This window comes from Mucilaginibacter ginsenosidivorax (genome assembly GCF_007971525.1).
Lineage (GTDB): Bacteria > Bacteroidota > Bacteroidia > Sphingobacteriales > Sphingobacteriaceae > Mucilaginibacter > Mucilaginibacter ginsenosidivorax.
In genome coordinates this window covers 2,620,075-2,636,648 of the sequence record NZ_CP042437.1, presented here as the reverse complement: position 1 = coordinate 2,636,648, position 16,574 = coordinate 2,620,075, and the positions used below count along the sequence as shown (strand labels likewise).

13 protein-coding genes are annotated in these 16,574 nt (G+C 45.9%); 11 read left to right on the top strand and 2 right to left on the bottom strand.

Annotated features, from left to right (window positions below):
- The first annotated feature begins 476 nt into the window (after window positions 1-476).
- The 11 genes from FSB76_RS10920 to FSB76_RS10870 all read left to right on the top strand — a co-directional run bounded on the left by FSB76_RS10920 (window position 477) and on the right by FSB76_RS10870 (window position 14,068).
- Window positions 477-668 carry a hypothetical protein gene (locus FSB76_RS10920; RefSeq protein WP_147053608.1) on the top strand — a complete coding sequence of 64 codons (192 nt, stop codon included), beginning with the start codon at window positions 477-479 and terminating at the stop codon, window positions 666-668.
- Window positions 646-846, top strand: a complete 201-nt coding sequence (locus FSB76_RS10915) for a hypothetical protein (RefSeq protein ID WP_147053607.1) — start codon at window positions 646-648, stop codon at window positions 844-846. The genes FSB76_RS10920 and FSB76_RS10915 overlap by 23 nt, the downstream gene beginning before the upstream one ends.
- The gene (locus FSB76_RS10910; protein WP_147053606.1) at window positions 839-1,804 is read left to right on the top strand and encodes a sterol desaturase family protein; all 966 of its coding nucleotides are present in this window, start codon (window positions 839-841) and stop codon (window positions 1,802-1,804) included. Before FSB76_RS10915 ends, FSB76_RS10910 begins: the two co-directional genes overlap by 8 nt.
- 520 nt (window positions 1,805-2,324) lie before the next feature.
- Window positions 2,325-5,414, top strand: a complete 3,090-nt coding sequence (locus FSB76_RS10905) for a SusC/RagA family TonB-linked outer membrane protein (protein WP_147053605.1) — start codon at window positions 2,325-2,327, stop codon at window positions 5,412-5,414.
- A gap of 24 nt (window positions 5,415-5,438) precedes the next feature.
- Entirely contained in the window at window positions 5,439-6,995 is a 1,557-nt protein-coding gene (locus tag FSB76_RS10900) for a RagB/SusD family nutrient uptake outer membrane protein (protein ID WP_147053604.1), read from the top strand.
- 10 nt (window positions 6,996-7,005) lie between these two features.
- Window positions 7,006-7,482 (top strand): hypothetical protein, encoded by a 477-nt coding sequence (locus FSB76_RS10895; RefSeq protein ID WP_147053603.1) that lies wholly within the window; start codon window positions 7,006-7,008, stop codon window positions 7,480-7,482.
- Between the two features lie 21 nt (window positions 7,483-7,503).
- Window positions 7,504-7,923: a rhodanese-like domain-containing protein gene (locus FSB76_RS10890; protein ID WP_147053602.1), complete on the top strand. Its 420-nt coding sequence runs from the start codon at window positions 7,504-7,506 to the stop codon at window positions 7,921-7,923.
- A 12-nt stretch (window positions 7,924-7,935) separates the two neighbouring features.
- Window positions 7,936-9,819: an arylsulfatase gene (locus tag FSB76_RS10885; RefSeq protein ID WP_147053601.1), complete on the top strand. Its 1,884-nt coding sequence runs from the start codon at window positions 7,936-7,938 to the stop codon at window positions 9,817-9,819.
- Window positions 9,820-9,836: 17 nt separating this feature from the next.
- Window positions 9,837-11,717, top strand: a complete 1,881-nt coding sequence (locus FSB76_RS10880) for an arylsulfatase (RefSeq protein WP_147053600.1) — start codon at window positions 9,837-9,839, stop codon at window positions 11,715-11,717.
- 26 nt (window positions 11,718-11,743) lie between these two features.
- Window positions 11,744-12,475, top strand: coding sequence for a thioredoxin domain-containing protein (locus FSB76_RS10875; RefSeq protein WP_147053599.1), 732 nt, complete (start codon window positions 11,744-11,746; stop codon window positions 12,473-12,475).
- A 51-nt stretch (window positions 12,476-12,526) separates the two neighbouring features.
- Complete coding sequence (locus FSB76_RS10870) at window positions 12,527-14,068, top strand: arylsulfatase (RefSeq protein ID WP_225976480.1); 1,542 nt, start codon at window positions 12,527-12,529, stop codon at window positions 14,066-14,068.
- 412 nt (window positions 14,069-14,480) lie between these two features.
- Here FSB76_RS10870 and FSB76_RS10865 read toward each other — a convergent pair whose 3' ends face one another.
- On the bottom strand, window positions 14,481-15,740 hold the full coding sequence (locus tag FSB76_RS10865; protein WP_147053597.1) for a cation:proton antiporter: 1,260 nt from the start codon (window positions 15,738-15,740) through the stop codon (window positions 14,481-14,483).
- An 11-nt stretch (window positions 15,741-15,751) separates the two neighbouring features.
- The gene (locus FSB76_RS10860) at window positions 15,752-16,570 is read right to left on the bottom strand and encodes a serine O-acetyltransferase (protein ID WP_147053596.1); all 819 of its coding nucleotides are present in this window, start codon (window positions 16,568-16,570) and stop codon (window positions 15,752-15,754) included.
- Between the last annotated feature and the right edge of the window lie 4 nt (window positions 16,571-16,574).

Genomic DNA, 16,574 nt, shown 5'->3' with positions numbered 1-16,574 from the left:
GGCCGCGCTGCTATTACAGCATCAAAAGTTGGCTGATAGCAGCAAATGCCGGTTAGCCAAAGGTAGTGCCATTTTTAGGCATATCCTTGGTTTTGATGGCTTAAACGCAAATAAATAAATTATGTTATATAATTTCTATAGAAATAGTAGTATATATCAAATCCTTTTTTATATTTGCCCCTGTAATTAAATCACAAACAATTAAATCATTAAAAGCAACCACCATGCAACCCGATCTTTTACCCAAATACGGCCTTGCTAATTACCCATCAGCTGCTATTGCTTTTACCTGCTGTTGTATTTCTTGTTGTAGCTGTTGATATAGCATCCTAAGGATTTAATCCTTCCTCCAGCTCCCGTTATTTTACGCGCGGTTCGCTGACTACAGAATTCATTTTTTAACTAACAGGTGCCTGTGCCGGCGTAAGTATCGTTGTGCGGTATCAGGTGCTACTTTACCATTAAATATTTTCATTATGACCATTAACGACGTTTCCCTGCTCGGGAAAAAGGTATTGGTTGGCATCATTGTAACCCTGATACCTTTCATTATCATTTTCGGCGGCCTGTGGCTTACCCGCAAACTATTGGAGCGAAGCTCAAAAACTAAAATAGCATTCACCACTTACCCAAAAGTAACCGATTATGAAACTGGAACAAGCCACTAAAATACGGATAGCAAAAAACGCGTTGCTCAGCCTGCTGCTTTACGCGCTGCCCATTGTGCTCATGTTTGCAACTTTTTATATCACCGGCCAACGCCCGTGGGAGAAAAAGCAACAGCATAAAGAACAAAATACTATTAAGAACAAACCTGTAAATACTCAACCACAAAGCAATGATTGAACAGATAAAACAAGTAATAGAAAACCTTAACGGCTACGGTTTTTCCGTTTTGGTACTGGTACTCGGTGTGCTCGAATTTTCATTCGGCCTTTACAAAAAACGCTGGAACAAGAATGAAAAATGGGTGGATATTGCCTGTTTTACCATCCCAAAGCTGGTGGTAAAGCCGCTGGTAGCGTATTATGGGCTAAAGGTATTGCCTGCTATACTACCGGGTTTTAAAGATACTTTTAGCTGGGTGCCTTTTTTCTGGGGCTGCGCTATCATAGCGGTGGCCGATGATCTTACCCAGTACTGGTACCACCGCCTGCATCATGAAGTGCCATGGTTATGGCGTTTTCATCGTACGCACCACTCTGCGTCATACATGGGTATGGCTATGGCCAGCAGGCAAAATATCATTTATACTATTTTCTTTTCGCAAACTTATTTAACAACCGCTTTGGTTTACCTCGGCTTAGGCATCCCGGCTGTGGTTGTTAAAGGTATTAAAGGTACCATTACCACACTGGCACACTCAAGTATTCCCTGGGATAAGCCGTTTTATCAATACAAAATATTACATCCATTGGCCTGGATACTTGAACGCACCATATCAACACCGGCAACGCACCACGCACACCACGCGGCTACTACCGATGATGGGGTGGGCTACTACAAAGGTAATTTTGGTAACATGTTCTTTTTGTGGGATATCATTTTTGGTACAGCCCATATTTCGCGCCAGTACCCTAAAGCTTACGGCATATCACATTATGAGGGCGATCAATGGTACGCACAGCTGGCTTGGCCTATATTTAAATCAAAAGTACCCGGAAGCGAGCTTGCTGCAGATGGTCCTATGATTAAAGCAGATGTTCCGCTACAGCCACACCAGTTGTACCGGCCCGAACCCCTGGCTGAGCCGGAAACAGAACAGGCCGAAGCTTCATTCAGGCTGCAGCCGGTAAAAGCTTAAAAATGGAATAATATTAGTGCCGGTAAAGGCTACATCCATGCCAGCTATGCGGAGTTGGTATGGGTGTAAGTATCGGCAAGTTACTTGCTGTTGCCGGCCTTAGGAGCATGACCCCAAAATACAGTGCTAATTAGTGAGATGGGGCGGGCGCTCTTAAGAAAAATAATACCCCTTAAATAAATAATCTGCCTGTTTAACGGGCATAATGAGAAAGGAACATGAAAAAATAGAACTATTACTTACTACAAAAAGGGGAAAAGCAAAGCCTTTCCCCAGTCATTAAAACAACGAAACAGGGATCGATTGGCGTTGAGCCTGTTTCAATTGTGTCATTTTAACTATCCAAATTTATGCAAAATATTGCGAAAGCTGGGAAAGGCTATGCGTTGCCTTTTTCCCGGCCCGCGGCATCTTTTATGCTGCAAGTAGTTGACCACATTTTTCGTCAACAGCACTCATACACCTCGTTTTACGCGGTCACCCAGTCGTCCGGTTTTTCATCTCTTAAAAACCTGTCGACATGAAAAAAACTTTAATAATCGCCCTCTTAGTACTAATTGTGGCCCCGTTGGTAACCTTCGCGCAGCAAACGGAGCCAATAATAAACTCAAGGCTGGTTGGCCGCGTTATTGATGGTGCTACCAAAGAACCGCTGCCCGGTGCAGTAGTACGCATCGAGGGTACCACACACGCGGTAGCAACCGATATTGAAGGTAAATTCAGCTTCGTAACCGGGCAAAAATTCCCTTACAAACTCATTATTACTTTTACCGGTTACGAAAAACAAGAGTTTATTGCCGATGGCAGCCCTGTAGAAATACAACTGAAAGATGCCCAAAACCAGTTAAACCAGGTTGTGGTAGTAGGTTACGGATCGCAAAAGCGTAAGGATATCACCGGTTCGGTTGCCTCGGTACCGGCCCTGGCTTTAAAGCAACCCGTTCCCTCGCTCGATAGGGCTTTGCAGGGTGCCGTTTCGGGCATCCAGGTTACACAAGCTACCGGGCAACCCGGTGCCGGCGTAACCGTGCAGGTGCGTGGTGTTAACTCCATAAATGCCGTTGCCGAACCTTTGTATGTAATAGATGGTTTTCCAACGTCAAACAGTAACTCGTTAACGGATGCGGGGGTAACCAATGGCCCTAAAATCAACCCGTTGGCATCTATTAACACCTCTGACATCGAAAGCATCGAGGTTTTAAAGGATGCTTCGGCTACGGCCATTTATGGTACACGGGGTGCCAATGGTGTTATTATCATCACAACAAAAAAAGGTAAGGCCGGTGTATCATCCATTAATTATGATGGCAGTTACGGCAGGCAGCAAGTAATTAAAACCATACCGTTGTTGAATACAACACAATGGGAAGCACTGCGAAACGATGCTTTGACAAACAGCGGCAAGGCAACACAAACGGAAGCTCAATTAAACCCTTATAATGCCAATACCGACTGGCAGGACGCGGCTTTCCGCAAAGGTAACACGCAAAACCACAGCCTGTCAATATTTTCGGGTACCGAAAGAACACGGGTGGCTTTTTCCGGCAACTATTTTAAACAGGACGGTATATTGCAAAATACCAACTTTGCGCGTTTTGCGGGCCGCGTAAATGTTGAGCACGATTATAATGATAAGTTCAAAATATCGTCGTTTATAACCGGCAGCCGCACCACAGCCCAGATAGCGCCCGCAGGTGTAGTACCGGCTATTTTGTTGATGACGCCTACTACGCCCATTTATAATGCCGATGGATCGTTCTTTATCAAAAATATATTTGAAGGCACCTACGGTAACCCTATCAATACACTGTATAACCAAATTAACACCACTACCACAAGCCGTATTTTGGGCAATATAGCCGGCGATTATAGGATTACCGAAAATCTTACTGCAAGGGTATTAGCAGGTATCGATATCATCGACAATAAACAAAACCGTTACCTGCCTGCATCGGTATACGAGGGATCTGGTTACTCTGGCCTTGGTGAAGTAGGTACGCTGAACTCCTTTAACTGGCTTAACGAAAATACGCTTACCTACAATAAAAAATTCGGTAAGCACTCGCTAAACGTACTGGCCGGTTTTACGCAGCAACAATTTAAAGCCGAAGGCTCTATCAATGGCGCATCGGGCTTTGTTAGCGATTATGATACTTATAACAACCTTGGTTCGGGCAGTATTACCTCTATATCAGGAAGCGGCTTCGCCATAGCTCCGTCTACATCGTCAAATACCTGGGCGCTGAAATCATACCTGGGCAGGGTAAATTATGGTTTTAACAGCAAATACCTGCTAACGCTTACTTTGCGTGCCGATGGTTCATCAAAATTTGCACCGGGGCACCAGTGGGCGTCCTTCCCATCGGCAGCGGTGGCCTGGAATGCCTCGAGCGAAGATTTCCTTAGAAACGTAACCGCTATTAGCCAGCTAAAGCTGCGCCTGAGCGCCGGCCAAACTGGTAACAGCGATATCCCGGCATACCAGTCATACTCGCAATTAGGTTATTACCGCTATAACTTTGGCAATACCACTGTTGCGGGTTTTGCACCAAACAGTTTGTACAACCCCAACCTAACCTGGGAAAAAACCGCTCAGTATGATCTTGGTTTCGACCTGGGTTTATTTAAAGACCGCATTAGTATAACGGCAGATGTATATTACAAAAAAACAACCAACCTGCTGCTTTACCTGCCCTTGCCTGCAACAAGCGGCCTTACCATTATTACCAATACGGCCATCACCAATCCACAACAATATGAAAATGTGGGCTCGGTGCAAAATAAAGGTTTCGAGATCGGCATCAACTCGCATAACCTCACCGGTGGTTTTGTATGGAATACCAACCTCGTATTCGCCGTTAACCGGAACAAAGTATTAAGCCTTGGCGGTAACGGTGTTACCCAGTTCATTCCGGATTCTTCCCTGCCTTCTATCCTTAAAGTTGGTGAGCCCATTGGTTCATTTATCGGTTACAAAACCAATGGCTTAATCCAGGCAGGCGGTACGGTGCTTACACCCGCGGCCAATACATCGCCCGGCGGGCAAAATTATAAGGATATCAATGGCGATGGTAAAATTACACAAGTAGCCGATAGGGTAATTCTTGGTAACGCCCAACCTAAATTTACAGGGGGTATTACCAACACTTTTTCTTATAAAGGCATCGACTTAAGCGTATTCCTGCAAGGTTCCTACGGTAACAAAATCTATAACCAACAACGTAATGTATTGGAACTGGGTACAGGCTACACCAACGCCACCACCACTTTACTTAACCGTTGGACGCCCACAAACACCAATACCGATGTTCACAGCGCTTTCCAGGATCCGGCGCCAACCATATCCGACAGGTTTGTAGAGAATGGCTCGTACCTGCGTCTTAAAAGCCTTAGTATAGGCTATACTTTTCCGCAATCGGTACTTTCCACCTCGCCAATCAAGAAGATCAGGATCTATGCAAACGCGCAGAACCTGGCTACCTGGACCAAGTATACCGGGTACGACCCGGAAGTGAGCAGTAATGAGCAGTCGGCCATTACCTCGGGTGTCGATAATGGGGCGTATCCTAACAACAAGTCGTTTATTGTAGGTATAGGGATCACCCTGTAGCGGTTAACTTTTGATTTTTAAAACATGAAAACTAAAAATATTAAATACCTGATCTTACTGATCGCTCTTGGCGCTGCATCCTGCGCCAAACTCAATGAGGATCCGCGATCATTTATACCGGCAAGCCAGTTTTATAAAACCCAGGCCGATGCCGTGGCGGCAGTTACAGCTGCTTACTCGTTGTTAAATGCAGGCGCAAACAGTGTTCAAACACCATACAACACCCTTTTTAATACAGGGATGGATTTTATGGGTGATGACGAAGGACCCGGTCCTGGCGCTACAAATGCCGATGTGCGTTCACAGGCCGTGCTCGGGCATTCGGCATCGGGCCTGCGTATTTTGCAGATATGGCAACAGCATTATGCGGCTATTAAAAAAGCCAACATCGCTATTGATACCATCCCCGATATCAAATTTGATGCTACGCTGAACAAAAGGCTTGTTGCCGAAGCTAAGTTTTTAAGGGCTTTGTATTATTTTAACCTGGTGCGCTTGTATGGCGATGTGCCTTTGGTACTTCACGATCAGACTTCTATCAACTTGTCCGATCTGCAGGTGCCCAGAACGGCGGCCGCTACGGTTTACACCCAGATAGAAACCGATTTAGCCGCTGCTGCAACCGATTTGCCAAATAACTATACCGGTGCCGACGTTGGCAGGGCCACTGCCGGTGCGGCCTATTCATTACTGGCCAAAGTTTACCTCACCGAGCGTAAATGGGATAAAGCCGTAACCCAGGCCGAAGCCGTGATAAGCGGCCCGTACGGGTACGATTTATTTACCAATTATGCCGATGTGTTTTTACCGGCAACTGAAAATGGTAAAGAACACATTTTTTCGGCCCAGTTTAAATCAAATTCGCAGGGACAGGGCAATAACCAGGCGCCGCGGTCGGTGCTGAACGGCATACCCGGCATGGTAGGCAGCTATGCCGACCAGGTGGTGTTTTACTCAGTACCCGATGCCACCAAACCGAATGGTGTAGATAAGTTTTTTAGTATCTATAAACTATATCCGGCCAATGATAAACGCAAGCGGGTAAGCTTTGTAACACGTTTTCAAAGCCCCACAACCAACCTGTACTATGGTAAGCTGAATGATGCTACTATCGCAAACGATTCCATCCCCTTCTTTAATAAATACTTTGACCCGGGCGTTGCTGCCAACGAAGCCGAATCGGGCGCTAATGTGCCAATTATTCGTTTTTCGGATGTGCTGTTGATCCACGCCGAAGCAGAGAATGAACTGAACGGGCCAACTGCTAAAGCTTATGCATCTGTTAACCGGGTAAGGAAACGTGCCGGCCTTGATGACCTTTCGGGGCTCGACCAGGCATCTTTCCGCAATGCGGTTTATTTAGAACGAAGACTGGAATTTGTTTTTGAGTACCAGCGCTGGTTTGATTTGATCAGGGAAAGGGATGCATCGGGCAAGGGCATACTTGAAGCAAGTTTGCTTAAGGTTGGCAAAACCAATGTAACTAAGGGCGCGGCAGGTAAATTTTACCTGTTCCCGATACCGCAGCAGGAAATAGATAATAGCAACGGCAAACTCACCCAAAACCCTGGCTGGCAATAAAACCATAGCGATGAAAAAAGTAATTGTTATCCTTTTGATGCTGACAGGCTTTGCCGGCGGGGTATTTGCCCAGGCGGCCCCTATAGAAAGCGGCTCGCATGGCATCGACCCAAGAGTAAGCGCTGCCGTGTTGCAGGTGCTCGACGAGTATATGGCCACCTTTAATGCCAAAGATTTGAAGGGCTGGGAGGCCACCTACCAGTTTCCGCATTACCGGCTGGCCGGCGGAAAAATGTCGGTGTTAGAGAACGCCGGCTTGCGCGACTCGGCCAAAGTTTTTGGCGAGCTGCAGAAGGCGGGGTGGGACCATAGCCAGTGGGACCACCGCAACATTGTGCAGGCATCGGCAGATAAAGTGCATGTGGATACCCGGTTTTCTCGCTTCCGGGCCGATGGCAGCCTGATAGGGCATTATGAATCATTGTACATATTAACTAAAGAAAACGGCCGCTGGGGCGTAAAATTCCGCTCCAGCTATGCCGAATAATATCAGGATTAAATTAATACTATGAAAAAACTAAACATCATTATCCTGCTGCTCCTGGCGGTTACAGGCATACAGGCTCAAACTTATGTACAAAAAAAATCGGCTAAAATTATAGTAACACCCGAAGTAAGTAAAAAACTGCTTGCCGAGGTAGAGCAGGGTAAAGCCTACCTGGTAGATGTACGCACCCCGGATGAATATAACAAGGAGCATTTAAAGTATGCGGCCAATATCAATATCAAAGGTGCTGATTTTGCCGATCAGGTAAAAAAGTTAGACAAAACCAAGCACATATACCTGTATTGCCATTCTGGTAACCGCAGCGGCAGAGCTGCAGATTCGCTGGCAACGCTGGGGTATAGTTTGGGCTACAATATTGGCGCCATTGATAGCTTAACAAAGGCTGGCTTTCCTGTTCAACAGGCTCAATTTAAACCATAACATACACATATCATGAAGATATTAAACAAGTTGAATAAAAAACTGCCGGGAAATTCCGAAACCGGTTACCATAAAAAGATATGGCCTGTTATAATGGCCATTGGTTTAATAGGGCTGCAAAGTGCAAAGGCCCAAAATAATCAGCCTTATGGCGGCGTAGTGGGTAAAACGCTTGATGATTCAAAGGAGTGGTGGCCCGAGCCTCATAAAGCACCCGCCGGTGCGCCAAACGTATTATGGATAATTTTAGATGATGTTGGCTTTGGTGCATCAAGCACTTTTGGCGGCATTATTAAAACCCCCAATTTTGATACGCTGGCCAGTAATGGGCTGCGTTATACCAACTTTCATACGGCCGGTATTTGCGCGCCAACACGTTCGGCGCTGCTTACCGGGCGTAATCACCACTATGTTCATGAGGGCGGTTTTTCGCACATAACCATGTCAGCCGGTTTCCCCGGTTATGATGGTCGTATTCCATCTGACAAGGGAACCATTGCCGAAATATTGCGCGAGAATGGCTACAATACTTTTGCTGTAGGCAAATACGGGCTTACACCTGATGAGGATGCTACCGATGCGGGCCCGTTTGATCGCTGGCCTACAGGCAAAGGTTTTGATCATTTCTTCGGATTTTTAGGATCGGCTACCGATCAGTACAAGCCGGATTTGGTTGAGGACAACGCCCATGCAACACCGGATGGCCGCCACCTTAACGAACAGATAACCGATAAGGCCATATTTTACTTAACCCGCCAGCATAAAGCAGCGCCCGATAAGCCATTCTTTTTATACTACGCGCCGGGAGCTACCCACTCGCCGCACCAGGTAGCCACCGAGTGGAGCGACCTCTACAAGGGCCAGTTTGACAGCGGCTGGGATGATTTCAGGGAAAAAGTTATAGCCCGGCAAAAACAACTGGGCATTATTCCCGCCTATGCCAAACTGCCCGAGCGCAACCCACGTATCCCGGCCTGGAACTCATTACCAGCGGCAGAGAAAAAGCTTTATGCCCGTTTCATGGAAGTTTACGCCGGATATTTAACCTATACCGATCATGAAGTTGGCAGGCTTATCAGTCATTTAAAACAAAGCGGCCAGCTGGATAATACATTGGTATTTGTAATCATTGGCGATAACGGGGCCAGTAAGGAGGGTACGGTTCACGGTGTTATCAACCCAAAAAAGAATTCGCCAAAACTGGTAGCCGAAGATACCTACCTAAAAACCAACATTGAAGATATTACCGATATAGGCACGCCGCAGGCAACTACCAATTACCCGCTGGGCTGGGCACAGGCCGCTAATACACCATTTAAATACTGGAAACAGGATGCCAATTCAGAAGGCGGAACACGCAATCCGCTTATTGTGTATTATCCAAAGGGTATTAAAGATAAAGGGACTATCCGTACCCAATATGGCCATGTAATTGATGTGCTGCCTACCACGCTGGAGTTTACAGGTATTAAACTACCGGAGTATATCAGGGGTATTAAGCAGGACACCATACAGGGCACATCGCTGGTATACTCCTTCGATCATCCTGAAGCGCCAGCACGACATGTTTTGCAGCATTACTACATTTTTGGCTCACGCTCGGTTTACAGCGATGGCTGGAAAGCAGAGGCGGCGCATCACCCGGACAATGTAGAGCTGGGCGATTTTAAAGTGGGCCAGAACGTGCCCGATAAAAGCTTTGACGAAGATGTATGGGAACTATACAACCTTAACCAGGATTTTAATGAGCGTATTGACCTGGCAAAAAAATACCCTGAAAAGCTAAAAGAGCTTAAAGCGGTTTTTGACCAGCAGGCTAAAAAGAACAACCTGTATCCGTTTATCGACTGGTACGATGTTTACCACCAGCGCATCCACAAAAACTATAAAAAGTAAAACTAAATAGTACGATTATGAAATACGCCTATCATCGAATTATTGCCCTATCGGCCATAGCCGTTGCGTTTAGTGCGCCTGCTTTTGCGCAGTTGCCACAGGTGCCGGTAACGCCGCAAAACATAGCGCCTATTGACCTCTCCACTTACAAAGGCGTGGAAGGAAAAACACTTGCCGAATCAAAAGAGTGGTGGAACAAACCACTCAAAGCGCCCAAAGGTGCCCCCAATATTGTTTGGATACTGTTGGATGACGTAGGCTTTGGCGCATCCGGTACTTTCGGCGGGCTTATCAGCACACCTAACTTTGATACGTTGGCTAACAACGGATTGCGTTATACCAACTTCCATACGGCTGGTATCTGCGCGCCAACACGCTCGTCATTACTTACCGGGCGTAACCATCATTACGTGCACATGGGTAATTTTGCCCATGCCTCAACTGCGGCCGGTTTTCCCGGTTATGATGGCCGTATACCGGCGGACAAAGGCACCATTGCCGAAGCGCTTCGCGCCAACGGGTACAGTACTTTCGCGGTGGGCAAATGGGGGGTAACACCCGATGAGGATACCACGGCTGTTGGCCCATTTGACCGCTGGCCTACTGGTAAAGGTTTTGACCATCACTTCGGTTTCCTGGAATCGGCAACCGACCAATATAACCCGCCGCATTTGGTGGAGGATAACTTCCACATTAAACCAGATGGCCGTAACCTGAACGAGCAGATCACCGACAAAGCCATCGCTTATATCGATGCTGCGCATAAAGCAGCACCCGATCAGCCTTTCTTTTTGTATTACGCCCCTGGCGCCACACATGCACCGCACCAGGTAAGCCATGAATGGAGCGACCTTTACAAAGGCAAATTTGATGAGGGTTGGGATGTATACCGCCAACGGGTTTTTGACAACCAGAAAAAAGCAGGCTACATTCCCGCTTATGCCAAACTGCCCGAACGCAATGAACGTATCCAGGCCTGGAATAGCTTGCCTGCCGATCAAAAGAAACTGTATGCCCGTTTTATGGAAGTTTATGCCGGCTACCTTACCTATATCGACAACCAGGTGGGCCGGGTTATCAGCTACCTGAAAGCATCGGACCAGTTTGATAATACCTTGGTTTTTGTGATGATAGGGGATAACGGTGCAAGCAAGGAAGGAACCGTTCACGGTGTTATCAACCCTAAAAACTCCGCCCTTACTACGCTTGAGGCTGATTATATTAAAAAGAACGAGAGCGATTACGAAACCATCGGCACGCCCGAAGCTTCAACCAACTACCCTTTAGGTTGGGCACAGGCGGCTAACACGCCGTTTAAATACTGGAAATCGGATGCTGATGCCGAGGGTGGTACCCATAACCCGTTGATTGTTTATTATCCAAAGGGGATCACCGAAAAAGGCGGCATCCGCACGCAATATGGCCACGTTTCGGATATTTTCCCTACAACCATCGAAGCTGCCGGTTTAAAACTTCCCGGCTATATCAAAGGTATTAAACAGGATACGCTGCAAGGTAAATCGCTGTTCAGTTCGTTTAATAATGCCCAGGCAAAATCGTTGCATACCCAACAGTACTATTACATTTTTACTTCGAGGTCTATCTATAAAGATGGCTGGAAGGCCGAGGCAGCGCACCGCCCGGATAACGTAGACCTGATAAACTTTCCGAAGGAGAAAACAATCCCCGAGCGTAATTATGATAAAGACGTTTGGAAACTGTATAACCTGAACGAAGATTTTAACGAACGTGTTGACCTGGCTAAAAAATACCCTGAGAAGCTAAAGGAGCTTAAGGATTTATTTGACGCCGAAGCTAAAAAGAACCACGTGTATCCATTTATCGATAGGGATGATATTAACAACAAAAAGATCCATCACCTTGAGAACAACAATTAAAATGATAGTATTTAAAAATTAACATCATGAAAAACTTAAAAACTATTTTACTGGCCCTGCTGGTAATTTTTACCGGCGAGGTAAAAGCGCAAGCGCCTGCCTTGTTATCGCTGGAGGCCTTTGCGGCTAAATTAAAACAGGCTAAAGACCCGCAGATACTTGATGCCCGCGCTGCCGAGGAGTTTGCGCAAAACCACATTAAAGGGGCTACAAATGTTGATGCCAAAGCTGCCGACTATCAGCAAAAACTTGATGGGCTGGATAAGAATAAACCAACGTTTGTTTATTCGATAGCCAATGGTCGTAGCGCGGTGTTATCGCGCGAATTGCGGGCCAAAGGCTTTAAAGATGTAGAAGAGCTTCCCGGCGGTTTGGCCAACTGGATTGGCTCGGGTTATCCCATTATTTCAACAACAAAAAAAGGCGTGTCGCTTTCAAGTGCCCAGTTTACCGAATTGGCCGCTTCATCGCCATTGGTGTTGGTCGATTTTGGATCGAGGTATTGTGGCGCCTGCAAAAAACTGGTGCCTGTGCTCGATTCATTGAAAGCCAATTCCGCCTTTACACCAAAGGTGATCAGTATTGAAGTTTATGACAATACCGCACTTGCCAAAGAGTTAAAAGTAAACGTGCTGCCAACACTGGTACTGTATAAAAACGGCAGGGAAGTTTGGAAAAAGCAGGGCTTTTCGTCAACTACTCAAATTGAGACCGTCGTCGAACAGGTAAAAACTGGGCTGGCCGCCAATGGTAAATAAAGCAAAGCTATGCTAAAACGAATCTGTTGCTTACTTCTCCCTATATTGTATATGGGGCCTGCATTTGGGCAGGCCCCTAAACAAAAGCCCAATATCGTCATCATCCTGGCCGACGATATGGGCTTTTCTGATATAGGCTGTTTTGGGTCAGAAATCAGCACGCCCAATATTGACCGACTGGCGCATGAAGGCCTTAAAATGACCCAGTTTTATAATGCAGGCCGGTGTTGCCCCTCGCGCGCGGCGCTGTTAACTGGTTTGTACCCGCACCAGGCAGGCGTTGGCGATATGATAAAATATAAGGGCTCGCCCGCATACCAGGGATTTTTAAATGAAAACAGCGCCACCATTGCCGAGTTGCTAAAAGATGAAGCTGGTTATAATACCATAGTATCGGGAAAATGGCATGTAGGTTTACAGCAATCGGCACTGGCGTATAATCGTGGGTTCGACAGATCGTTTACGATGTTGAACAATGGCAGCAGCTACTTTAATTCGGCACCGCTGTATAATGATGGCAGCAAGATCACTTTTATGCTTAATGATAAAGAAGTAACCCGGAACGATACTTCAAAATATCTAACGCAGGCCATTACAGATTTTGCCGTCAAATCTTTAGACGAGATCAAAGCGCAGCAAAAACCTTTCTTTATGTATGTGGCCTACAATGCCCCGCACTGGCCTATCCAGGCCTTGCCACAGGATATTGCAAAATATAAGGGCCAATACCTTAAAGGCTGGGACGTGTTGCGAAAACAACGCTACGAAAAACAGCTTGCTGCAGATATCATCAAAAAGCAATGGCAATTATCTGCCCGCGATAAGCGTGCACCGGCCTGGGATTCACTATCTCCTGAAGAAAAAGATAAATGGGACACCCGCATGGCCATCTACGCGGCCATGGTTTACAGGATGGATGCCTGTATAGGCGAAATTATAACTAAATTAAAGCAACTTGGAAAAGATAAGAATACCATCATCCTTTTTGCATCCGACAATGGCGGCAGTGCCGATGAAGTAAAAAGTTTATCTACAGTCATTCAAAAATCCGGCGTGCCGGGCTCGGTAAATTCTATAGATAGTTACGAGATACCCTGGGCCAATGTAAGTAATACACCGTTTAAATTGTTTAAACGCAATACGCATGAGGGCGGCATAGCAACACCACTCATAGCGTGGTATCCGGGGCACATCAAAGCAGGTAGCACCAATGATAGTCCCGGTCACCTGATAGATCTGATGCCCACTTGTCTTGATCTGGCAGGTGTAAAATATCCAACTCAATTTAAAAACAGGCAGCTTACACCGCTGGCTGGTGTTAGTTTGGTTGACGCATTTAAACGCAAACCTTACACCGGTAATAAAACACTGTTTTGGGAGCATGAAGGCAGCCGGGCCATAAGGAAAGGCAAATGGAAACTGGTTGCCGAATCGGGACAGCCCTGGGAGTTATATAACCTTAATGCAGATAGATCTGAAATAAACAATTTAGCAGATAAGTTTCCTGCGTTAGTCAATCAGCTTAAGGACGAGTATGGTCAATGGGCAGTAAAAGTGGGTGTTGTTGACTGGAGTAAAATAGCAAATCTTTAGTGGCGTAGCCAGGCTTCTTGCCGGCCGGGACGGGCAAACGCATCTAAATAGCTAATGCAATGAGCGATATAAGCATCAAACAAGAATTGTTTTTATTGGCTGATCCTGGTTAAATGATCCACCTACCGAAGCGACTTGTATCGGCCAATAACAGGCACAAGTATTTGTATGCGCCCAAACTGCGCGCTCAGTTTAGTGTTAACCATGGTTAATTATAAATTATTGACTATTAAGTATTTGCAAATATTTTACCTGAACTATGTTAAGTTATGTTAACCCAATCAGCTGTGTTTGCGCTGACTGACCGGGGAATACATCATGGCTTAATACAGCCAATTGACTAAATATAAAAGCCTGCACATCACATCGATTTGCGGGCTTTTATGGAGATGTTGTGAAGTTTGGGGGATGATCAGGTTGGTTCAACTAACTGCAGTTTTTGCTCCTTCAAAAAGTAATGTTTCATGATCGGCCCGGAGATGATCATGGTAACCACCGTCATCACAACCAGGCCTTCAAATACCGGTTCGCTTATAATTTTTGCCTGTAAGGCCAATAAGCCCAGCACAATTTCCTGCGATCCCCTGGCATTCATGCCAAATGCTACCGCTATAGATTCATTCTTGCTCATGCCGCTCATGGCGCTGCCAATGCCCGCGCCAAGTAATTTGGCCAGGCAGGCAATAATCAATATAATTACCACCACCTCAAGGTTAAAATTGGCTATAAAATTAAGCCTTAAGCCAACCGAGGCAAAAAAGAGAGGAGCCAGTACATTGATGGTAAACTGGTGTAATACATGCTTATGTTTCTCTGTAAAGTACACCGAATCATTGATGCCCACACCAACCAGGAAGGCGCCAAATATACCGCGCACCCCAAGGCCTTCGGTAATACAGGCGCTGATTAAACAAAGGCAAACGGCCATAGTAAGCACACGGCCGGGCTTTTCGCCTTTACCCGCAAAAGCCAATAGTTTGTGGATGAGCCACCGGCCAGCTGTTAACATGAAAACGGCATAAAGCACCACAATACTTACCGACCAGAATGATGCTTCGCCTTTGCCCACATTCATTAGCTGGATAATTACAGAGAATAAGATCCAACCCAGGAAATCATCAACCATGGCAGCAGTTAATACGATGTTGCCTATGCGGGTGTTCAGGATATCCAGGTCGAGCAGTATTTTGGTAATTACCGACAGCGCGGTGATAGACAATGCCGTTCCGAAAAACAGGGACGTGACCAGCTGGTTATTAAAGCCATTGGCAAAATGACTCTGGTACAGATACCATACCGAAGCAAAACCAATGGCAAAAGGGAATATAATACCCGTAAGACTAATACTGATGGCCTGTTTTCCATTCTGCCTTATCTGCTTCAGATCTACTTCAAAGCCTGCAATAAACATCAGTAAGATAATGCCAATATTGGCAATGCCATCAAATGCTTCGAAAGCATGCGGTGTTGCAAGAAAAATATCTTTAAACACAGATGGAAATAACAACCCCAGAAGCGTAGGGCCAACAATAATGCCCGCGAAAATCTCGCCTATTATGGCTGGTAATTTATACCTGCGGCACAATTCGCCTAAAAGCCTTGCAGGTATCAGGATTATCAACAGAATAAGCAGGAAATGAATTATCTCTGATGAGTTAAGTTTAGAAACCATGTTAAAAAAAATTATTGCAGGTTTTCTTTTACCTCAATTCGTAATTGATGGGTATTAAAAACATGCGAAAAGGGCTGGACGCTTTTTGTCAGGAACACGCTGCCTCCAATTACGCTGTTATGGCCAATTACCGTGCGGCCGCCTAAAATAGTGCTGCGGGCGTAAATAACCACGTTATCCTCAACTGTAGGATGCCGTTTTGTTTCGGATAGTTCTTTACTAACCTGCGCGGCGCCTAATGTTACCCCTTGATATATGGTTACATTTTTGCCAATAGTGCTGGTTGCTCCAATAACTATCCCCGTGCCATGATCTATACAAAAAGGCGTATCAATCTGCGCTTTGGGATGAATATCAACTCCCGTTTTGCCATGTGCATGCTCAGATAATATCCGGGGTAAAATGGGTATGCCCAACCGGGTAAGCTGGTGTGCTATGCGGTAAACCGCTATTGCGTAAAAACCGGGATAAGATACAATTACCTCATGCACGCTGGTGGCGGCGGGATCTTTTTCATAGATCATGGATGCATCCTTTCTCAGGTCCTGGTAAACTTCGTTCAGCGAATCATAAAATAAAATAACGGCCTCTTCAATATCAATATCCTTCGGGTCAAGGTAGCTTAACAGGATATTCTCCAGGTCTATCTGGTTCTTTTTTAAATGACCACCATATATCGATAGCTTGTTGGCATGATTATTTGGAAACAGAAACTCAAAAAGATCAGACAGCCAGCCTACGCATTGCCTGATCTTTGGCGTAGCCTCCCATTCGGCTTTATGGGTTTCATAAAGCGTTTTTATAAAGCCGTCAAATTTATCGTCTTTCATGGGC